Origin of the sequence: Yunchengibacter salinarum, assembly GCF_037658235.1 — a bacterium.
Classification (GTDB): domain Bacteria; phylum Pseudomonadota; class Alphaproteobacteria; order Sphingomonadales; family Kordiimonadaceae; genus Yunchengibacter; species Yunchengibacter salinarum.
Genome location: NZ_JBBJLN010000003.1, coordinates 75,734 through 95,151, shown reverse-complemented (window position 1 = coordinate 95,151; position 19,418 = coordinate 75,734). Strand labels below are relative to the sequence as shown.

The window sequence follows — 19,418 nt, the reverse complement described above, 5'->3', positions numbered from 1 at the left end:
TCTGGCCATGCCGGGCGTCCCCGGCATGTCCGCGCAAGGGGCACGGGCCGCCACCGCCGAAGAAGGCGACAGCCCGGCCATCACCGTCATCCATGCGGGCACGTTGCTGGCCGTGCCGGGTAAAAAGGCCGAATCCGAGCAGACCCTGATCCTGGAGGGCGAGCGCGTCAAGGCGGTGCGGGACGGCTTTGTCGCGCCGGAAAAGGTATCCGCCGACGCCCGCCTGATCGACCTGTCTGATCGCTTTGTCATGCCCGGCCTGATGGACATGCACGTTCACCTTCAGGGGGAACTGGGGCCGGATCGGGACAAGCGCATCGTTCACATGTCGCCGGAGGACGTGGCGATGGAATCCGCCCTGTTCGCCCGGCGCACCCTGATGGCGGGGTTCACCACCGTGCGCGACGTGGGCAATGATCCGGCATCCATCCATGCGCTGCGCAAGGCGGTGGACAAAGGCTGGGTGCCCGGCCCGCGCATCGTGGCCGCCACCATGATCGCCGCCACCGGCGGGCACGGCGATATTGACGGCATGAACCACCATCTTCTGGACAAGCTCAGCGACAAGAGCCGCCTGTGCGACAGCCCGGACGAATGCCGCAAGGCGGTGCGCCGCGCGATCAAATATGGCGCCGACCTGATCAAGATCACCGCCACGGGCGGCGTGCTGTCGGACACCACCACCGGCACCGGCCAGCAAATGACCGATGCGGAGCTTGAAGCCATCATGGATACCGCCCACAGCCTGGGCAAGAAGGTGGCCGCCCACGCCCACGCCGCCGGGGGCATCAATGCCGCGCTCCGGGCCGGTGTGGACAGCGTGGAGCACGGTTCCTACGCCAATGCGGAAACCCACCGCCTGATGAAACAGGGGGATGCCATGCTGGTTCCCACCCTGCTTGCCGGGCATACGGTGGTGCAAATGGCCAAGACCGGCGATTTCATGTCGCCCCCCATTCGGGACAAGGCGATCCGCGTGGGCGGCGACATGATGGATCACTTCCGGGAGGCCGTGAAAGCCGGTGTCACCATTGCCTATGGCACGGACAGCGGCGTTTCGCGGCATGGCACCAATGCGGAAGAAGCGGTGCTGATGAAGAAAGGCGGCATGGGCGAAATGGCGATCCTGAAGTCGGCCACCGTCACCGCCGCGCGCCTGATCGACCGGGAAGCGGACCTGGGCACGCTGGAAGCGGGCAAGCTGGCGGACATCGTGGCCTATGACACAAGCCCGCTTGAGGACATAGCAACGCTCAAGTCCCCCGCCTTCGTCATGCAGGGCGGCGTGGTCCACCTGAGAAAATAACGCCCGCACCGAATGCCTGCGTTAAACGCGGCCCCGCTGCCCGCCACAAGGGCAGCGGGGCCTTTGTTTCCATGACACCGGCAAAAACGATTTTCAGGCAGCAGCGCCTTTCAGCATTTCGGTGGCGATGTCCTTGAAGGGGCGGTCGTCGTCGGTCAGGGCCTCGGCATCCACCGGTATTCCGGCGCTGATCAGGCGCTTGGCCATCATGAATTCCGCCGCGCGGGCCACGCAGTCCGCCGCGATCAGGCGGCCTTCCTTCAGATAGAAGAACGCCACGGATCGGCTGTCCGGGTCGCCGCGAACCACCAGTTGGTCGGCCCCCTCCCCCAGACCGGCAATTTGCAGCTTCAGCCCGAACTGGTCGGACCAGAACCAGGGCAGCGCATCATACCGGGCGTCTTCCCCAAGGGCGCCGAGGGCCGCCACCCTGGCCTGATCCACCGCGTTCTGCACGCTTTCAAGGCGCATCCAGCGGTCATAAAAGGCGCTGTGATGCCAGGTCACGTCACCGCAGGCGAAAATGGCGGGGTCGCTGGTGCGGCACCTGTCATCCACCTGTATGCCCTGCGGCGTTACGGTCAGCCCCGCACTCGCCGCCAGATCGCTGTTCGGTTCCATGCCGATTCCCACCAGCACCAGATCAGCGGGCACATGATCGCCCGCCGCGGTGGTCACGCCGGTTGCCGACCCGTCGCCAGTGATCTCCGCCACCATGGTGCCGGTGCGGATGGTGACGCCGTGGTCCGCGTGCAGACGCTCGTAAAAGGCCGAGACCGCTGGCGCCACGGCGCGCTTGAGCACGCGATCCTCCGCCTCCAGCACGGTGACGTGCTTGCCCGCCCTGGCCGCCACCGCAGCCGCTTCCAGCCCGATATAGCCGCCCCCCACCAGCACCACATGGCGCGCTTCGGCAAAGGGGGTCTTCAGGCCGTCAATATCGCCCTTGGTGCGGATATAATGCACGCCGCTGAAGTCCGCGCCGGGACAGGTGAGCCGCCGTGCCCGCCCGCCGGTGGCAAGGATCAGCGCATCATAGGCCACGCTTTCGCCGCTGTGCAGCAGCACGCGCTTGTGCGACCGGTCGATGCCGGTGGCGGGCTGGCCCAGCATAACGCGCACACCGCCGCTGTCATAAGCGCTTTGCCGCAGAATGGGCAGGCGCTCCGCATCCAGATCACCGGCCAGATAGCCCTTGGACAGCGGCGGGCGCTGATAAGGCACCACGGTCTCGTCACTGATCAGGGTCAGGCTGTCCGCCGCCTTGCGGCTGCGCAGGGTCGCCGCCACCTGGGCCGCCGCATGGCCCCCGCCCACACAGACAACAGCCACCATCAGGCGCTCTCCGGCACATCCATTTCAGGCGGGGTCTGAAGCCCGTCGGCGTCGAAGCCGCGCAACGGCATGTCCGCTGGCCGCTGCAACCAGTTATCCGCAGGATAGGCGCAGGCACCGTCAATCAGATGCAGGGTATAGGCATGGCGGGAGCGATCCGACCGGTTCGGCCCGGACATGTGCGGAAACAGGCCGTCAAACATCAGCACCGTGCCCTTGGGCGCCTCCAACGGCACGCGGCCCGCTTCGTCGAACGGGCTGTGGTCATAGGTCTCCATCACCGTGCCCGAACCCTTGCGGCGCAGGCGGGATTTGGGGCCGTCCACCTTGTGGCCGCCGGGAATGCCCCACAGGCAGCCATTGTCCACCGTGGCATCTTCCAGCGCGAACCACAGGCCCACCACGCTCATGGGTTCGGTCCACAAAAAGGTGGCATCCTGGTGGCAGACCACCTCGCCGCCAATGCGGGGCTGCTTGAAGATATACATGGATTGCAGCAGAAGCGGATCGGCCAGCGGCAGGCCGTCCGCCAGCCGTTTCAGCATGGGCTGCCGGGAAAAGGCGTGAAAAGCCGGGTCCACATCATGCATGGCGTGGCCCACCTTGTTCACCGCCAGGTCCGGTTCCACGGTCAGATTGCCGTCCGCGTCCAGCGCCTCCTCCTCGAAGAAGAAGCGGATGTCCTGGCCGCTGTCGAGAAAATAGCGGTCCTGGGAATATTTCTGGTCCAGCGTGGAAAAGATCGACCGATGGGCCTGCCAGTCGAACCCGCCGAGCAAATGGGCCATGTGATCGCGCAGCGAATCGCAGGCGGCCGGATCGATCATGTGATCCAGCACAAGCACGCCGTCCCGCTCATAGGCGGCGCGCATGTCCGGCGTCAGCCCCTCGAAGCGGCTGGCATCGAAGCGGGGTGGTTGGGCGGATTCAGCCATGGTCACGACCTTTTTTGCTGTGGGTGATGGTTGCGGGCCGAGGATACGCCCTTCGGCCACCACGGGGCAAGGGTGCCGTCCCCGCGCCGCCCGCCGCACATCGCCAGCCGCGTGAAACCTTTACGCTGCGCGCCCGCAAGGCTAAGCCTGTGATCTGTACTCAATCAGAAGGTTCAGGCCCATGTCCGCTCTCTCTCTCGTTACGCTCGTCCTTTTGGCGCTTGTTCTCGCCGCCGTGGTGATCACCGGCATTCTGGTGCACCGACTGGCCCGGCGGATGGCGGCCCACGCGCAGGAAAACGAAACCCAGCTTGCCATGGCCCGGCTGGACAGTCGGCTCAGTGAAATCAGCCATCAGTCCGGGGAGCGGGAAAAGGCCATACGGGCCGAATTGCGGGAAAACCGGCAGGTCATGGATCAGGCGCTCAACCAGCTTGGCGAACGGGTGCGCAGGCTGGGCGCGGAAAACACCGAGGCCCAGACCCGCTTCCGCGACAAGCTGGACGAAAAGATGAAGGAACTGCGTACGGAAAACAGCCAGAAGCTGGATGAAATGCGCAAAACCGTGGACGAGCGGCTGCAAAGCACGCTGGAGAAACGCATTTCCGAAAGCTTCAAGTCGGTCTCGGAACGGCTGGAACAGGTGCACAAGGGCCTTGGGGAGATGCAATCGCTGGCCACGGGCGTGGGCGACCTGAAACGGGTGCTGACCAATGTGAAATCCCGTGGCAGTTTCGGCGAAGTGCAGCTTGAACTGCTGATCGACGACTTTCTGACCGCCGACCAGTATGTGACCAATCTGGACCCCGGCAAAGCCAGCCGGGAACGGGTGGAATACGGCATCCGCGTTCCCGGCACGGATCGGGACATCTATCTGCCCGTGGATTCCAAATTCCCCACGGAAGATTATGAACGCCTGCTGGCCGCCGTGGAAATCGCCGACAAGGAGGCCACGGAAAAGGCCGGCGCCGCCCTGGAGCGCAGCATTCGCCGCTTCGCCAAGGACATTGCCGACAAATACATCAACCCGCCCACCACCACGGACTGGGCGATCCTGTTCCTGCCCACCGAAGGGCTGTATGCGGAAGTACTGCGCCGCCCCGGCCTGTTTGAAAGCCTGCAACGGGACCTGCGCGTGACCGTGGCGGGGCCGACCAATTTTCAGGTGATCCTGTCCACCTTCCGCATGGGCTTCAGGCAGGTCACCCTGTCGGAGCGGGCGAGCGATGTATGGAATGTTCTGGGCGCCGTCAAGGGCGAGTTCGACAAGTTCGGCGACCAGATCCAGAAAATGGCCAAAAGCCTGGACGCCACCAGCAAGCATGTGGACCATCTCAGCACCCGTCGGCGCCAGATGATCCGGGCGCTGAAATCGGTGGAACGGGTGCCGGAAAACAGCGCCGACCTTCTGGGCCTGACGCTGGACGGCAATGATGACGGCGGGGGCAGTGGGGAAACCTCGTAAACCGGTCTCACCGCCCTTTTCCATTGGCGGTTTTGATCCTGGTCAATGTGCATGACCGGCGGCGGCGATAGGGTGGTCACGAATACAGACCTTATGACCCCACCCCTCAGGAAGGACCGGACCCGATGACCCACACCCCCCACGAACTGGCCGCCGATTTTCCCGAATTCACGGACACACTGCACAAGCTGAAAATGACGGACGCCCATTTCCGGCGGCAGGCGGAGGATTATCACGCCCTCAACCGGGAAATTCACCGGATCGAGTCCGGCGATGAGGCGGCGGACCAGATGCGGGAGGAAACCCTGCGCAAACGGCGCATGGCCCTGAAGGACGAGATATACGCCCGGCTGCGCGACCACGGCTGAAGCCGGGTGCGGGCAACTGTCGCGGCTGCCCCGAAGGCGGGGTTCACGGCGGTTTCCACGCGGATCACCATGCGGTGAAAGCGGTGTGAGACCCTTGAAACAGGAGGGGAACACATCCATATTCCAGATATCGGGGCCTGGCACTGTGATCCGATTGTTCGTCAGGCGCCGTAGCAAATAACGGAACGATCCGGTGCGGGCTGCCATCTCCTCCCTGAGTGGTTGACAGCATTTTTAGAACCGCATCGGGTCCGAAGCCGGGCCGGGTCGCGGCCTATCCCCCCTGACCCAAGCCCCAAGGCCCGCCTGGCCCGGCTTCATCGCCCGCAAGGGCTCGGTGGCATTACCCCAATGTGCCTGCCGGTGCCCGGATCAAGCGGGCGTGGCTTTGGACCCTGTTTCCAAGCCATGGAACCGGCGTCGCCCCCGGCGTATTATGCCCCCTGAACCCCGCGCCGCGGGGCGGCCCGGTCTCCTCTCTCTTCTGCCAGATGGCACATTTTCCCGATCCTCGCGCTTTAGGGCGCCACCTGTGGCTATTCGCGCCATGCTTTGGCAAGCTGCGCGGGCGGAACCCACACGATCAGACCCGCGCGACCGCCCCGCCCGGCGAAACCCGGCTGTGAAGGGCGGCGCGCCAGCACCCCGGATCGCCCCATGAAAAAGCCCACCCTTTTCGACCATGGCCTGAACGCCCCCTCCGGCCCGGATTTTTCCCTGGAACGGGCCATGATGGGCCGCCTTTCCCACAGCGGCGCCATACACATCGCCGGAGTGGACGAAGTGGGCCGTGGCCCGCTGGCCGGGCCGGTCGTGGCCGCGGCGGTCATACTGGACCCCGCGCACATCCCCGACGGCCTGATGGACAGCAAGAAACTCACCGACCGCCGCCGCCGCGACCTGGCGGTTCACATCCGCGAAAACGCACTGGCCACCGCCGTCGCCGAAGCCAGCGTGGCGGAAATCGACCAGTTGAACATCCGCGCTGCCAGCCTGCTGGCCATGCGGCGTGCCGTGGCGGCACTGGACCCCACCCCCCACGGCGCCCTGGTGGATGGCAATGCGGACCCGGCCCTGCCCTGCCCCACCGATTTGGTCATCAAGGGCGATGGCCGCGCCGTTTCCATCGCCGCCGCCAGCATTCTGGCAAAAATTTTTCGGGATGATCTGATGCGCGATCTGGCCACCCGCTGGCCCCACTATGGCTGGGAGCGCAACGCTGGATATGGTGTGCCCGCCCATCTGAACGCACTACGCCTTGTGGGGGTGAGCCCTCATCACCGCCGCTCCTTTGCACCGATTCGACAGATTCTGGATGAAGAAAATCTGCCACTTGACTGATTCAACACATAGAATCCCTTGACGCCGAATCACTCCCGACTCATAGTCAGCGGCAGGTCAGGGGGCGCGCCCCCGGAAAAATGATGGTCGCTCCGGCGGCCCAACACAACGGAGGGCACCCCCATGGCACAGTCCAAGGAAGGTCCGAAAAAAGCCACGCGGTCCAGATCGGCCAAGCGCAACACACTGCCGCTGGACAGCATTCTGGAAGGCGACAGCATCGAGCAGATGAACGCATTGCCGGAAAAATCGGTGGATGTGATCTTCGCCGATCCGCCTTACAATATGCAGCTCAAGGATCAGCTTCACCGGCCCGACAACAGCCGGGTGGCGGGCGTGGACGACGAATGGGACAAGTTCGCCAGCTTTGATGCCTATGACGTGTTCACCTTCAAATGGCTGACCGCCGCGCGCCGCGTGCTGAAGGATACAGGCACCATCTGGGTCATTGGCAGCTATCACAATATCTATCGGGTAGGGAACGCGCTCCAGAACCTGGATTTCTGGATGCTGAACGACATTGTATGGCGCAAATCCAACCCCATGCCCAATTTCCGGGGCACGCGTTTCACCAATGCCCATGAAACCCTGTTATGGGCGGCCAAGTCCGCGGACAAGGGCGGCTATACCTTCAACTATACCGCCATGAAGGCGATGAATGATGACACGCAGATGCGCTCTGATTGGGTTATCCCCATTTGCAGCGGCAAGGAACGGCTGAAAGTGGGGGACAAGAAAGCCCACGCCACGCAGAAGCCCGAAGCCCTGCTCTATCGCGTACTGATGGCCTCCACCCGGCCTGGTGATGTGGTGCTGGACCCCTTCTTCGGCACCGGCACCACCGGCGCCGTGGCCAAGAAACTGGGCCGCCACTTTATCGGCATCGACCGGGAAGCGGACTATATCGCGCTGGCCGGGGAGCGGATCGAAAAAGTGGAACGGCTGGACGATGAAGCCCTCGGCTTCGAGGAAGGCGCCCGCGCCCAACCCCGCGTGCCCTTTGGCTCGCTGGTGGAACGCGGCCTGATCCGGCCCGGCGAAACGCTTTATGATTCCAACCGCCGCTTCGCCGCGCGGGTGCGCTCAGACGGCTCGCTCATCACGGAAAGCGTGCGCGGCTCCATCCATCAGGTGGGCGCCAAGGTACAAAACGCCCCCGCCTGCAATGGCTGGACCTTCTGGCACGTTGAAAAACGCGGCGAACTGCTGCCCATCGACGTTTATCGCCAGAAAGTCCGCGCCGAAATGCAATAAGCGCCCCCGGACCTTGCCCCTACCGCCATCCCGCCACTGCGCGGGATGAGCGGAGGCCACGACCGTGGCCCGCCGCAAGTGCGGCGCCCTCGCGGAGCCGGGCCGCGCAAGCGGCCAAGGCGTGAGCGAAACAAAGCCCCTACCGCCATCCCGCCACTGCGCGGGATGAGCGGAGGCCACGACCGTGGCCCGCCGCAAGTGCGGCGCCCTCGCGGAGCGCGTGCAAAGCACGCTTGCGTGAGCGCGAACAATTACCGCGCCGATTTAACGGCGCGCTCCCCCAGCGGGGTCACGTCAAGGTCGGTCAGATATACGGTGGCCTTGCCCCAGCCGAAAATCTCCATGCGCACGGGTAGCACCAGCCCTGCCTGCGGCACCTGTTGCAGATACAAGATCAGGCGTTGCTCCTCTTCCTTGGGCGGCTTGCCCCTGGCCTTGCGCTTTTCCCGCTTTTCGGCGCGCTTCTTCCGCTCCTTGCGCACTTCGGGCCACTTGCCTTCATCCCAGACCGGCAGTCCGGCCACCACCTCCCCGTCCAGATCGCAGGCCAACGCCTCGCCGTGAAAGTCGGTGCGGCGGCTTTCGGCCAGTTGCACCGGGCTGTCCTCGCAGCTCAGACGGCTTTTCGCCACGGTGCGCCCGTTGAACGCCTGCATGGGCTCCAGCCCCTGACGCGGCAAATCACCCAGAAAAGCGGGCAGTGCCGCCGCCACGGGGTCGGGCGCGGCCTTCATGTCTTCGGGCACGGGCTTGCGGGGCCAATCTTCCAGCCAGTCTTCGGGCAGAGCCAGATGCTCGCTGACCAGCGCGCCATCCGGGCCAAAGGAGAGGGCGATTTCATAGGGGTCGTCGCCGTCCTCCCCCGTCAGGCGATACAGCGCCGGGCGCGCGGCGCCGTTCAGCAATTGCCCGCGCGCTTCCACTTCCGTGCTGTTGTCATAAAACCAGCTCAACACGCCGCGCGTGCGGGTGGTGAAGGCCAGATCATAGCGGGCATCGCCCAGATTCAGGGTGGCATCCAGTTCAAACACCAAAAGGCCGTTCCAATAGGCTTTCCAGACCGCCGCCACCCGGCGCGGCCCGGTTATAACCGTGGCGTCGGCGCCCGCATCCGCGCTGCCCCTACCGCCATCCTGCGGCCATACCGCGCCCAATGGGGCCACCAGCATGGCCGCCGCAACAAACAGGCCAAGGGTCAGATGCCGGGCCGGATGAGCCTTGCGGAGGCCAGCCCTGAAACGGTGCCGGTTCATGCCACTCTCCCTTGTCATTCCCGTTACGGGATTGACGCGCCCCCCTTTTGGCCCAAGCATACAGCCCCAAGGGCAGCAAAGGGGGAGCGAGACCCATGTTCAAGGTTTTTTTCGAAGACATCAATGAAGGCGACAGCGACAGCTTCGGTTCATGCCACGTCACGCGGGATGAAATCATCGACTTCGCCAGCAAATACGATCCGCAACCCTTCCATCTGGATGAGGAAATCGCCAAAAAAAGCGTGTTCGGCGGGCTGTGCGCCAGTGGCTGGCACACATGCGCCATGGTGATGCGCCTGCTGGTGGACCGGCTGATGGAACAGGGGCTGGCCAGCATGGGATCTCCCGGTGTGGATCAGATTCGCTGGAAAAAGCCGGTTTTCGCAGGCGATACGCTCAGCGTGACCACCACCATCACCGAAAAGCGGGACAGTGAAAGCCGCCCCAATCTGGGCCTGCTTAAAAGCGCCTATGAGGTGCGCAACCAGAATGGCGAAGTGGTGATGACCATGATCGCTAATGTCATGGTGCTGAAACGGGCTGCCGCCGGCTGAGCCAGCGCCGGGCCGGGCCGCGCGCCAGGCGCCAGCCCAGCAGCAGCGCGGTGATGGCGGCATAGATCAGCGGTTCAAGCTGAAACCCCTTGCGCATCATGATGAAATGCAGCACGGCGAGCGGCGCGATCAGATAGATCAGCCGGTGAAGGCGCTGCCACCGCCGACCGCCCAGGCGGCGCACCCAGCCCGTGGTGCTGGTCACCGCCAGCGGCACCAGCAGCAACGCGGCGGTGATGCCCACCGTGATATAGAGCCGCTTCAGAATGTCCTTCCACAGTTCAGGCCAGTTAAACAGCATGTCCAGCCACACATAGGATGTGATGTGCACCAGCACATAGAAAAAGGCGAAAAGCCCGATCAGGCGGCGCACCATCATCAGCCCGGATTGCCGCGCAAGCCGGGCAAGCGGCGACACCAGCAGGGACAGCAGCAGGAAGCGCAAGGCCCAGTCGCCGGTGAAGCGGTTGGATGTTTCCTGCGGGTTGAAGCCAAGATCATGCGCACCCCCGGAAAAGGCCAGACCCCACTGCACCACCAGCCAGACAAATGGCGCCGAAAGCCCCAGCCATAACAGCGGCTTCAGGCCGAAACGCACCGCTTTTCGGGACAGCACAAGGCGGCGGGCCATCAGTAATGCCTGCTCAGGTCCATGCCTTTGTAAAGATGGGCCACCTGCTCGCCATAGCCGTTGAACATCAGCGTTTCGCGGCGGCCGAACTCACCGATGCGCCGCTCCCGCGCCTGCGACCAGCGGGGGTGATCCACTTCGGGGTTCACATTGGCATAAAACCCGTATTCATCGGGCGCCGAGTCCATCCAGCTTGATGTGGGCTGGCTGTCCGTAAAGGTGATGCGCACGATGGACTTGATGGACTTGAAGCCATATTTCCACGGCACCACCAGGCGCATGGGCGCCCCGTTCTGGTTGGGCAGTTCCTTGCCATACAGCCCCACCGCCATCAGGGTCAGCGGGTTCATCGCCTCGTCCATGCGCAGGCCCTCCACATAGGGCCAGTCCAGCACGGGCCAGCGGGTGCCGGGCATTTCATCCCTGCGATAGGCGGTCTCGAAGCGCACGAAGCGGGCGCCCGATCGGGGCGCCAGCCGGTCCAGCACGCTTTTCAACGGCACACCGATCCAGGGAATCACCATGGACCAGGCTTCCACACAGCGCAGGCGATAAATCCGCTCCTCCAGCGCGGAGAAGTCCACCAGATCCTCCACGCCATAGGTGCCGGGCTTGTCGATCAGGCCATTCACCTTCACGGACCAGGGGTCCACCGTCAGCCGCCATGCGTTTTCCGCGGGGTCCTGCTTGTCGGTGCCGAATTCATAATAGTTGTTATAGCCGGTCACCGCTGGTTCCGGCGTCTTTTCCAGCTTGCCGCCCCAGCGTGTGGCGGCATGATCCAGAGACTCCAGCGTGCGGCCATCCCGCGCCGCGGCAGGCCCGGCCGTGGCCGCCGCCAATGCGCCCACGCCCGCCCCGACCATGAAGGACCGCCGCGACATCACCAGCTTTTCCGGCGTGACATCACTTTCGTGTGATTGGTAATTCTGACGGACCCGGATCAACATGATTTTTACCTTTTCGCTGGTATCCTGCGGGGGTGTTCAGGTGATGTCACCCGAACCGCTGGAGTCAAGTGTGGGGTCGATCACGGAATTGGCAAGCCCGGCCCGCAAGGGGTGGCCCCGCTGATCGGTTTTTGTTTCGAGGCGTCATGAGTACAATAATGGATGCAATGGGGCGGGATGAATCCGCCCGCCTGGTGGTCCAGCACTGGTCGCGGCTGGTACGCCAGCCCGCTGAACCCGCACCCCGCAAGCGCGCCTTTTCGCCGGGGCAGGTGCGGCTTGGCCTGCCGGATGTGTTCATCCTGCAACGCCACACGCCCGACCGCATCAAGCTCCGCCTGGCGGGTACCCGGCTGACGCTCTTCCTGTCACAGGACATGACGGGCATGGACCTGCTCTCCCATGTGCCGCCGCAGTCGCTGGATGCGGAAAAGGGCTTTTACAATGCCCTGTGCGATTATCCCTGTGGCGGCATCAAATGGCGCATGGTCAGCACCAATGTGGATGAACCCTTTGTCTTTCGCGCTGTCTATCTGCCGCTCACGGATGCGTGTGGCCGGGTGAATTACCTGGTGGGCAGCGGCGCCATGCTCAGTCTCAGGCATTTCCGAAATCTGCCCGGCAACCCGGAATCCGGCAGCAATGACATTCTCGGCAACATGTTCGTGGATCTGGGCCACGGCATTCCCGGCCCGGACCATGCATCGGCGGATACCGTGCGGGATGTGGACCAGCTCACATGGGATACCGGTCTGCCGCCGCAAGAGGGGATCGCCGAAAGATACGCGACCTGTTGAAGCCCCCCTGTTGAAGCCCCCCTGTTGAAACCCCGGCCCGTTATGGCCCCGCCAACGGCTGACCGGCGCCCGAAACGGGCATCGGATCAGCGCTGAAAGTCATAGACGCTGCCAAGGCCCAGCAGGCCGGTCAGCTCATCCAGGGCGGTGAAGCTTTCCTCCATCAGGGCGGGATCGCACAGGTCTTCCGGTGCCAGCCGGTCCCGGTAATGGCGTTTGACCCAGCCTTCCAGCGCGGTGATCCGCGCATCATCCATCAGCGCCGCGCCGCCCATGGCCGCGCGATCCGCCGCGCCAAGCACCACGCGCAGGCGCAGGCAGGCGGGGCCGCCACCATTGCGCATACTCTGGCGCACATCCATCACACGGCAGGCGGTGATCGGCCCGTCGCCCGCCACAAGGCCATCCACATAAGCGCGGGTGCGGGGGTTTTCCATCACCTCGCCCGGCAGGATCAGGGTCATGCCGTCCGCATCCGGCGGGCTCACCAGTTGGCTGTTGAAAAGATAGCTTTCCACCGCATCCTTCAGGCTGACCTGATCGGCGGGCACCTCCACGAAGCGCAGCGTCATGGCATCCCCCGCGGCTGCCTGAAGCGTGCGGCGCATGGCGGCGGGGTCGGCGAAGGCGTGCTGGTGATAAAAGAACACATCACGGTTGCTCACCGCCACCACATCATTATGGAAGGCGCCCGCATTGATCGCTTCCGGGTTCTGTTGCAGGAACACCGCCCGTTCCGGCGCCACGCCGTGCTGCCGGGCAATGGCATGGCTTGCTTCCCGTGTCTGGCGGCCAGGAAAGCGCAGCGCCGCACCCTGATCGAACGCACGCCGACCATATACGAACAGGGCCACGCCCGGCGCGCCATAATCGGCGGCGAAACGGTTGTGATTCGCCGCGCCCTCGTCGCCCAGATACGCACCGCCCGGCAGCGGGTCGTGATGGGCGAAACGGTCACCTTCCGGGAACAGGCGGCGCAGGATGCGGGCGGTGGTCTCCGCCTCGATGGACCGGTGATACATGGCGGTCAGATTGGCGGCGGTGAAATGGGTGCGCCCGTCCACCGTATCCGGGGCGGGGGAGATGGTGGCGGCATTGGCCGTCCACATGGCGCTGGCGGACATCAGATTGCTCATCAATGCGGGCTCGGCCTTCCAGGCGGCGACCATCATGTCCCGGTCGCTGCCGGTAAAGCCCAGGGCGCGCAGGGCCTTCAGATGGGGCCGGTCATGGGGTGGCAGAACGCCCTGTATCAGGCCCATATCGATCAGCGCCCGCATCTTGGCCAGCCCCTGAAGCGCCCCTTCCCGCGGGTTGGATGCCGCGCCCCGATTGCTGGCGGATGCCACATTGCCATAGGACAGGCCCGCATAGTTGTGGGTGGGGCCGACCAGCCCGTCAAAATTCACCTCGGCCCAATCCCGTGCCGCGCCCGTCTGGCGATCATCCATGCCGCATTCCTTTCCCTGTCAAAGTTTTATTCCCTGCGGCATGGCCGCCACGGCCACCCGGTCTTCCGCCTGCTCCAGGCTGGCCACCGGAAAAGCGCTGTAGTCCGCCGCATAATAGGCGCTGGGCCGATGATTACCGGAATGGCCGATGCCACCGAACGGCGCGGTGGATGCGGCGCCGGTAAGCGGCTGATTCCAGTTCACGATCCCCGCTCGAATGCGCGGATGGAAATGATCGTAAAGCGCCGGATCATCGCTGATCAGCCCGGCTGAAAGGCCGAAACGGGTATTGTTGGCCTCCCGGATCGCGGCATCGAAATCCGCCACCCGGATCACCTGAAGCAGCGGGCCGAACACTTCGCCATCACCGCGCGCGCTCACCGGGGTCACATCCAGCAGGCCGGGGCTGACCATGGCCGGGCTGCGGCTGTCCCGCTCGGCGCGCACCAGCGCATCGGCGCCGCGCGCGATCAGATCGTCCTGGGCGCCGATCACCGCGTCTGCCGGCTTTTCGCCGATCAGCGGGCCCATGAAGGGCTCCGGCGTATCGGACCAGAAGCCCACCGATACACCCCGGATCACCGCCGTCAGCCGCTCTATGAAGGCATCTCCCGCCGCGCCCTCCGGCACGATCAGGCGCCGGGCGCAGGTGCAGCGCTGGCCGCTGGTGACAAAGGCGGACTGCACGGTCAGCACCGCCGCCGTGGTCAGATCATCCGCCCCGTGCACGATCAACGGGTTGTTGCCCCCCATTTCAAGAGCCTGAATCACTTCCGGCCGATCCGCGAGCTGCCGGGCGATCAAGCGCCCCGTGCTGGCGCTGCCGGTGAACAAAAGGCCGTCCATGGCATCGCTGGCCACCATGGCCTTGCCCACCTCGGCTTCCCCCTGCACCAGATTCAGCACCCCCCTGGGCAGGCCCGCGGCTTCCCACGCCTTGATCATGGCCACCGCCACGGCGGGGGTCAGTTCACTGGGCTTGAAAACCACCGTATTGCCCGCGATCAGGGCGGGTACAATATGGCCATTGGGCAGATGGCCGGGGAAATTATAGGGCCCGAACACCGCCATGACACCGTGCGGGCGATGGGTCAGGCGGGTGCGCACGGCACCGTTCACCGCCTCCCGCGTGGGGGTGCGTTCGTCATAAGCCTTCAGGGAAATGTCCACCTTGCCCACCATGGCACCCGCTTCGCCGGTGGCATCCCACAGGGCCTTGCCGGTTTCCCGCGCGATCAGGCGGGCCATGTCGGCCTTGCGGTCGCTCAGGATGTCGGCGAAGCGCCGCACCAGCGCCACGCGCTCGTCGAACGGTGTCAGCGCCCACCCCTCAAAGGCATTGGCGGCGGCGGCAAAGGCCGCGTCCACCTGCGCGCTATCCGCCGCGTGGCCCTGATACAGCACCGTTCCGTCCGCCAGATCGCGGGATGTCATGGGCGCCCCCGCGCCGTCGATCCAGGCGCCGTCGATATAAAGTGTCATGGTGTCTCCCCTTGAATAACAATCGCCCTAATGCGTATCAGGGTGGGTGCCGCACATGCCTGGCCCGTCACCGGCGCTCAGCGGGCTTTCAACTGGGCCCGGTCCACCGGCGCGAAGCGCACCGGGTCGCCAGGGGCCAGATCCAGCGCGCGGGCCGCGGCGGTGGGCAGATAAACCCCGCTGTCCGTATCGGCAAGCGATGCCAGCGTCACCCGGAAATTTTCCATGTCCGGGTTGGCCACCAGCATGGGCGCGGCCTTGCCCGGCCCGTCAACCGTGCCGGCCAGGCGGCCCGCACGGCTCTTGCGCGCGGTCCATATGCCCTTGCGGTGCACCTGCATGGTGGGGCCGGCATCGAAAATGTCCACCGCGCCGGAAAAGCGGAACCCTTCCCGCTTCAACAGTGCTATGGCCCCCTTGGCCTGATCGTGCGGCACGCCGATTACATCCTGCGCTTCCTGCGGCAGAAGCGACACATAGATCGGAAATTTGGGCATCAGGTCGGCGATGAACTGGCTGTTGCCAAGGCCGTTGATACGATCCGCCTGCTCGAAATCCATGCTGAAGAAATGCCGCCCGATGGCCTCCCAGAACGGGGAGCGGTGATCGTCGTCATTATAGCCGCGAATCTCTGCGATCAACTGATCCGCCACCCGCTCCGGGTGCGCGGCAACGAACATGTAACGGGCCTTCGACAGTAGGCGCCCATTATTGCCCTGGCGGTAATCGGGGGCCAGAAACAGGGTGCCCACCTCGCTCGCGCCCATGAAATCATTGGACAGGTTCAGCAGGTCCGTATCCACGCGGATGCCCGGTTCCCGGCTTTCCTGGCTGATATGCAGCAGGCGGTAGCTGTAAAAAGGCTTGTTCACGCCCACCCCGGTGACAATACCGCTGGTGCCCACGATCGCCCCCGCCGTCACATCCTCCATCACGAAGAAATGGTTGCCCGGCTGTTCCGGCGCGGGCTCTCCGCGCCGGGTGGTCTCGGCCTCCTCGATCCGGCGCACGATGCTGTCCCGATCCGGCGCCAGCGAGGTGAACCCCGCGCCGGTCTGTTCCGCCAGCCACAGAATGGCATCCGCGTCCGCCTGTGTGGCATGTCTGACGATCATCATGGTACGGCTCTCCCCCAGACAGAGCGTGATACGGTTCAGGCCACCCCGGTTTCCGCCGGATCGATCAGCCCGGCGGCGAAAGCGGCAAGAATGAGCGTGGACAGCTTCGACCGCTCGGTCAGGCTGTCCACCTTGAGATATTCCCCGGCGCTGTGAATCTGGCCACCCAGAACGCCCAGCGTATCCACATTGGGCAGGCCCGCGGCGGCCAGATTATTGCCCTCGCAGCAGCCGCCCGTGGGCACATAGTCAATGGCGATCCCCAGCGCCGCGCCGCAATCCCGGATGGCATCCATCAGCCGCCGGTTGGCGGGGCTGATTTCCTTGGGTGGGCGGTTGATGCCGCCGTGCAGGCTGACCGTGAAGCCCTCCGCCGCGTCATGACGGGCGACGATCTCGTTCAGCCGGTCCAGCACCCAGTCGCCATCCGCCGCCGTGCTCAGCCGCACATTGAACCGGCAGACGGCGGTGTCCGGCACCACATTGGGCGCCACGCCGCCGGTGACCACGGCGGGGTTAAGGGTCAGATCCTTCCGCCCGCCGGTGAGCGCGGCCAGTTCCCCCACGATTTCGGACAGCTTCACCACCGCATTGCGGCCCTTGAAGAATTCACGGCCCGCATGGGCGGACACGCCCTTGACCAGCAGCGAGAAATTGCCGCTGCCCTTGCGCTCCCCCGCCAGCGTGCCATCGGGCAGGCAGGGCTCATAGGTCAGGCCGATATCGGCCTTGCGGGCGTGTTCCATCAGGATCGGCGCGGTGGCGTGGGAACCGGTTTCCTCGTCCGGCGACAGGATCACCTCCCAGCCGATCCGCTCGGCCAGGGGCGTGCGCTCCAGCGCCATCAGCGCGGTGAGCATCACCAGAATGCCGCCCTTCATGTCCGCCACGCCGGGGCCGTTCAGGGTCTCGTCGTCCAGCCAGACGGCCTTCTGGAACGGGCTGTCCTTTGGGAACACCGTATCTGTATGCCCGGTCAGCAACACCCGCCGGTTCACATGGCCGCGCCTGGCAAGCCTGATGGCCCGCCCGTTCTTGCGCGGCATCAGCGTGCCGTCATCGCGCAGTTCCTCACCGTCCGGCAGGTCGATGATCTCCACGTCCGCGCCCAGCGGTTCGGCAAAGGCCAGAACGGCCTTTTCCATGGCCCTCAGACCGTCCAGATTGCGGCTGCCACTATTGATGGCCGACCAGTCCCGAACCGTTTCGATCAGCGGCGCACGCTGCGTATCGATCCAGGAAAATGCAGCCCTGATCGAAGCCTGATCCGGCAGTTGATCCAACATAAACACTCCCTTCCTCTCCCCCATAGCGCGCTTTCCACCCTTGAGCAATGCAGAGCCCGCCCCGTGCTGAACATGTCACGGCTCGGCTTGTCGCAACAGCGGCACGGTCCAGCGAACTTGTGCCCGCCAGCGGCGCCCGGAACGTTAGGATGGCCCCGTCGGCACGGTGACCGGCAACGCAAGAAATGTCGGCACAAAAAAACAGAGCCGATGGCACACAACGACAGCAACAAGACGAGGATGACCATGCAAACCCTGCTGATCGACAGCGAAGACCTGCTGCGCCTTTCCCTGAAAGAGGTGGTGCGTGGCCTGTGCCCCGATGCCCGCTTTCTGGAAGCCCGCAGCGAAAAGCAGCTTCTGCGACTGGCCGCCATGCGCATCCAGCCGGACCTGATTCTGCTGCATCCCGCCAGCCTGCCGGATGTCCCCACACCCTGGCCCCGAATGGTGCGCCGCCTGTTTCCCAGGGCGCGCTGCCTGCACCTTGTGGATGCACGCGGGGCAATGCCCGAACGGCTGGACGGCATGACCGCCCTGTCACGCGCATCGAGCATCGGCGCCGTCAGCGCCACGCTGCACCGCCTGATCGCCAGCCTTCAAATGCCGAACCGCACACATCCCGACACCAAGGCGAAAAAGGCGGACAATACGGTGCTGGAACGATTGTCCCACCGCCAGCGCCAGATTCTGACCATGGCCGCCGACGGCCTGCCCAACAAGGAAATCGGCGCGCGCCTCGGCATCGCGGAGGGGACCGTAAAGGCCCATATGCACGCCATATTCAAGACACTGAAGGTGACCAACCGGACCCAGGCGGTCCTGCGCCTGACGGGCCTGACCCATGGCGGCGACCGCACGGAGCTGCGATCTCCGGCCAGCGGGCACACCCTTCCACCCCGGCCACGGGAAATCGCGCTCTGAGCGAACAGGCCCCTGCTCGGCTCGATCCGGGGGGCTCAGGTGGCCTGATGATCCGCCAGATAGCGAATCACGGCGCTGAAGTCCCTGTCCCCCATGCCGCTGTCCTGCATGGCATCATATAGCTGGCGGGCAGCGGCGCCCAGCGGGGTATCCACACCGTGGCTGGCCACCGCATCCTGCGCCAGCCCCAGGTCCTTGCACATCAGCGCGGTTGCGAAGCCGGGCTCGTAATCCCTGTTGGCGGGCGATCCGGGCACCGGCCCCGGCACCGGGCAATAACTGGTCAGCGACCAGCACTGGCCGCTGGCATTGGCGGCGATGTCGAAAAATGCCTGATCCTTCAATCCCAGCGCACGGGCCAGATTGAAGGCTTCCGACACGCCGATCATGGACACGGCCAGCAGCATATTGTTGCAGATCTTGGCCGCCTGCCCGTTACCGGGCGCCCCGGCATGAACCACCTTGCGCCCCATGGCGGACAGGATGGGTTCGGCGCGGGCAAAGGCGCTATCCGGCCCGCCCACCATGAAGGCGAGCGTGGCGGCCTCCGCCCCGGTCACGCCGCCGGATACCGGGGCGTCCACCATGTCATAGCCCTTTTGGGCGGCTGCTGCCGCCACGGCGCGGGCACTGTCCACATCAATGGTGGAACTGTCGATCAGAAGCGCGCCATCCGGCGCATGGGACAGGATGCCGTCCGCGCCCTCATAGACCTGGCGCACCACCTTGCCGCTGGTGAGCATGGTCACCACCACCTCGGCATCCGCCAGCGCATCCGCCAGGCTCTGCGCCCGCGCGCCGCCGGTTTCGGCAAAGGCGGCAAGGGCCTCGTCCGACAGATCATAACCGGTTACATCGTGCCCGGCCTTCACCAGATTGGTGGCCATGGGCAGGCCCATATGGCCCAGCCCCACAAAAGCGATCCTGCTCATAGTCTCCCCCCGAAATGCACATGACCGGCGCCCCGC

18 protein-coding genes are annotated in these 19,418 nt (G+C 64.8%); 8 read left to right on the top strand and 10 right to left on the bottom strand.

The annotated features are described in order from the left end of the window. The first annotated feature begins 25 nt into the window (after positions 1-25). Complete coding sequence (locus tag WGH93_RS04010) at positions 26-1,306, top strand: metal-dependent hydrolase family protein (RefSeq protein ID WP_374763761.1); 1,281 nt, start codon at positions 26-28, stop codon at positions 1,304-1,306. Between the two features lie 93 nt (positions 1,307-1,399). On the opposite strand, the gene WGH93_RS04005 is transcribed toward WGH93_RS04010, so the two are convergent. Both WGH93_RS04005 and WGH93_RS04000 read right to left on the bottom strand, forming a co-directional pair. Beyond that, positions 1,400-2,641, bottom strand: coding sequence for an NAD(P)/FAD-dependent oxidoreductase (locus WGH93_RS04005; RefSeq protein WP_374763570.1), 1,242 nt, complete (start codon positions 2,639-2,641; stop codon positions 1,400-1,402). Next, on the bottom strand, positions 2,641-3,576 hold the full coding sequence (locus WGH93_RS04000) for a phytanoyl-CoA dioxygenase family protein (RefSeq protein ID WP_374763569.1): 936 nt from the start codon (positions 3,574-3,576) through the stop codon (positions 2,641-2,643). Before WGH93_RS04000 ends, WGH93_RS04005 begins: the two co-directional genes overlap by 1 nt. 181 nt (positions 3,577-3,757) lie before the next feature. On the opposite strand from WGH93_RS04000, the gene WGH93_RS03995 reads away from it, so the two are divergent. The 4 genes from WGH93_RS03995 (at position 3,758) to WGH93_RS03980 (ending at position 8,004) form a co-directional block, all read left to right on the top strand. Continuing rightward, complete coding sequence (locus tag WGH93_RS03995; RefSeq protein ID WP_374763568.1) at positions 3,758-5,041, top strand: DNA recombination protein RmuC; 1,284 nt, start codon at positions 3,758-3,760, stop codon at positions 5,039-5,041. Positions 5,042-5,166: 125 nt separating this feature from the next. After that, positions 5,167-5,409, top strand: a complete 243-nt coding sequence (locus WGH93_RS03990) for an HP1242/YdcH family protein (protein WP_374763567.1) — start codon at positions 5,167-5,169, stop codon at positions 5,407-5,409. Between the two features lie 657 nt (positions 5,410-6,066). Beyond that, positions 6,067-6,750, top strand: a complete 684-nt coding sequence (gene rnhB, locus WGH93_RS03985; RefSeq protein WP_374763566.1) for a ribonuclease HII — start codon at positions 6,067-6,069, stop codon at positions 6,748-6,750. Positions 6,751-6,873: 123 nt separating this feature from the next. After that, positions 6,874-8,004, top strand: coding sequence for a site-specific DNA-methyltransferase (locus tag WGH93_RS03980; protein ID WP_374763565.1), 1,131 nt, complete (start codon positions 6,874-6,876; stop codon positions 8,002-8,004). Between the two features lie 251 nt (positions 8,005-8,255). Here the strand turns inward: WGH93_RS03980 and WGH93_RS03975 are convergent, their stop codons facing one another. Beyond that, positions 8,256-9,257 (bottom strand): DUF3108 domain-containing protein, encoded by a 1,002-nt coding sequence (locus tag WGH93_RS03975; RefSeq protein ID WP_374763564.1) that lies wholly within the window; start codon positions 9,255-9,257, stop codon positions 8,256-8,258. Between the two features lie 95 nt (positions 9,258-9,352). Here WGH93_RS03975 and WGH93_RS03970 point away from each other — a divergent pair, with 95 nt between their 5' ends. Further along, positions 9,353-9,811: a MaoC family dehydratase gene (locus WGH93_RS03970; RefSeq protein ID WP_374763563.1), complete on the top strand. Its 459-nt coding sequence runs from the start codon at positions 9,353-9,355 to the stop codon at positions 9,809-9,811. On the opposite strand, the gene msrQ is transcribed toward WGH93_RS03970, so the two are convergent. Both msrQ and msrP read right to left on the bottom strand, forming a co-directional pair. After that, the gene (gene msrQ / locus WGH93_RS03965; RefSeq protein ID WP_374763562.1) at positions 9,780-10,442 is read right to left on the bottom strand and encodes a protein-methionine-sulfoxide reductase heme-binding subunit MsrQ; all 663 of its coding nucleotides are present in this window, start codon (positions 10,440-10,442) and stop codon (positions 9,780-9,782) included. The two genes, WGH93_RS03970 and msrQ, sit on opposite strands and share 32 nt — an antisense overlap. After that, a complete protein-coding gene (msrP, locus tag WGH93_RS03960) occupies positions 10,442-11,392 on the bottom strand; it encodes a protein-methionine-sulfoxide reductase catalytic subunit MsrP (RefSeq protein ID WP_374763561.1) in 951 nt (316 codons plus the stop codon). Before msrP ends, msrQ begins: the two co-directional genes overlap by 1 nt. Positions 11,393-11,550: 158 nt before the next feature. Between msrP and WGH93_RS03955 the strand changes: the two genes are divergently transcribed. Further along, positions 11,551-12,189 (top strand): PAS domain-containing protein, encoded by a 639-nt coding sequence (locus WGH93_RS03955; RefSeq protein ID WP_374763560.1) that lies wholly within the window; start codon positions 11,551-11,553, stop codon positions 12,187-12,189. A gap of 86 nt (positions 12,190-12,275) precedes the next feature. Here the strand turns inward: WGH93_RS03955 and astB are convergent, their stop codons facing one another. From astB to WGH93_RS03935, 4 genes are all read right to left on the bottom strand, one after another. Then, a complete protein-coding gene (gene astB, locus WGH93_RS03950) occupies positions 12,276-13,640 on the bottom strand; it encodes an N-succinylarginine dihydrolase (RefSeq protein WP_374763559.1) in 1,365 nt (454 codons plus the stop codon). A gap of 18 nt (positions 13,641-13,658) precedes the next feature. After that, the gene (gene astD, locus WGH93_RS03945) at positions 13,659-15,122 is read right to left on the bottom strand and encodes a succinylglutamate-semialdehyde dehydrogenase (protein ID WP_374763558.1); all 1,464 of its coding nucleotides are present in this window, start codon (positions 15,120-15,122) and stop codon (positions 13,659-13,661) included. 77 nt (positions 15,123-15,199) lie between these two features. Beyond that, positions 15,200-16,240: an arginine N-succinyltransferase gene (gene astA, locus WGH93_RS03940; RefSeq protein WP_374763557.1), complete on the bottom strand. Its 1,041-nt coding sequence runs from the start codon at positions 16,238-16,240 to the stop codon at positions 15,200-15,202. Positions 16,241-16,275: 35 nt separating this feature from the next. Beyond that, entirely contained in the window at positions 16,276-17,526 is a 1,251-nt protein-coding gene (locus WGH93_RS03935; protein ID WP_374763556.1) for a hydrolase, read from the bottom strand. A 240-nt stretch (positions 17,527-17,766) separates the two neighbouring features. Between WGH93_RS03935 and WGH93_RS03930 the strand changes: the two genes are divergently transcribed. After that, positions 17,767-18,450: a response regulator transcription factor gene (locus WGH93_RS03930; protein ID WP_374763555.1), complete on the top strand. Its 684-nt coding sequence runs from the start codon at positions 17,767-17,769 to the stop codon at positions 18,448-18,450. Between the two features lie 35 nt (positions 18,451-18,485). On the opposite strand, the gene mmsB is transcribed toward WGH93_RS03930, so the two are convergent. After that, positions 18,486-19,382 carry a 3-hydroxyisobutyrate dehydrogenase gene (gene mmsB / locus WGH93_RS03925; RefSeq protein WP_374763554.1) on the bottom strand — a complete coding sequence of 299 codons (897 nt, stop codon included), beginning with the start codon at positions 19,380-19,382 and terminating at the stop codon, positions 18,486-18,488. Positions 19,383-19,418: the final 36 nt, after the last annotated feature.

Excerpts from the sequence above, each read along its gene's own strand:
- WGH93_RS04010 (WP_374763761.1), top strand. The coding sequence starts at position 26 with ATGTCCGCGCAAGGGGCACGGGCCGCCACCGCCGAAGAAGGCGACAGC.
- WGH93_RS04005 (WP_374763570.1), bottom strand. The coding sequence starts at position 2,641 with ATGGTGGCTGTTGTCTGTGTGGGCGGGGGCCATGCGGCGGCCCAGGTG.
- WGH93_RS04000 (WP_374763569.1), bottom strand. The coding sequence starts at position 3,576 with ATGGCTGAATCCGCCCAACCACCCCGCTTCGATGCCAGCCGCTTCGAG.
- WGH93_RS03995 (WP_374763568.1), top strand. The coding sequence starts at position 3,758 with ATGTCCGCTCTCTCTCTCGTTACGCTCGTCCTTTTGGCGCTTGTTCTC.
- WGH93_RS03990 (WP_374763567.1), top strand. The coding sequence starts at position 5,167 with ATGACCCACACCCCCCACGAACTGGCCGCCGATTTTCCCGAATTCACG.
- rnhB (WP_374763566.1), top strand. The coding sequence starts at position 6,067 with ATGAAAAAGCCCACCCTTTTCGACCATGGCCTGAACGCCCCCTCCGGC.
- WGH93_RS03980 (WP_374763565.1), top strand. The coding sequence starts at position 6,874 with ATGGCACAGTCCAAGGAAGGTCCGAAAAAAGCCACGCGGTCCAGATCG.
- WGH93_RS03975 (WP_374763564.1), bottom strand. The coding sequence starts at position 9,257 with ATGAACCGGCACCGTTTCAGGGCTGGCCTCCGCAAGGCTCATCCGGCC.
- WGH93_RS03970 (WP_374763563.1), top strand. The coding sequence starts at position 9,353 with ATGTTCAAGGTTTTTTTCGAAGACATCAATGAAGGCGACAGCGACAGC.
- msrQ (WP_374763562.1), bottom strand. The coding sequence starts at position 10,442 with ATGGCCCGCCGCCTTGTGCTGTCCCGAAAAGCGGTGCGTTTCGGCCTG.
- msrP (WP_374763561.1), bottom strand. The coding sequence starts at position 11,392 with ATGTTGATCCGGGTCCGTCAGAATTACCAATCACACGAAAGTGATGTC.
- WGH93_RS03955 (WP_374763560.1), top strand. The coding sequence starts at position 11,551 with ATGGATGCAATGGGGCGGGATGAATCCGCCCGCCTGGTGGTCCAGCAC.
- astB (WP_374763559.1), bottom strand. The coding sequence starts at position 13,640 with ATGGATGATCGCCAGACGGGCGCGGCACGGGATTGGGCCGAGGTGAAT.
- astD (WP_374763558.1), bottom strand. The coding sequence starts at position 15,122 with ATGACACTTTATATCGACGGCGCCTGGATCGACGGCGCGGGGGCGCCC.
- astA (WP_374763557.1), bottom strand. The coding sequence starts at position 16,240 with ATGATGATCGTCAGACATGCCACACAGGCGGACGCGGATGCCATTCTG.
- WGH93_RS03935 (WP_374763556.1), bottom strand. The coding sequence starts at position 17,526 with ATGTTGGATCAACTGCCGGATCAGGCTTCGATCAGGGCTGCATTTTCC.
- WGH93_RS03930 (WP_374763555.1), top strand. The coding sequence starts at position 17,767 with ATGACCATGCAAACCCTGCTGATCGACAGCGAAGACCTGCTGCGCCTT.
- mmsB (WP_374763554.1), bottom strand. The coding sequence starts at position 19,382 with ATGAGCAGGATCGCTTTTGTGGGGCTGGGCCATATGGGCCTGCCCATG.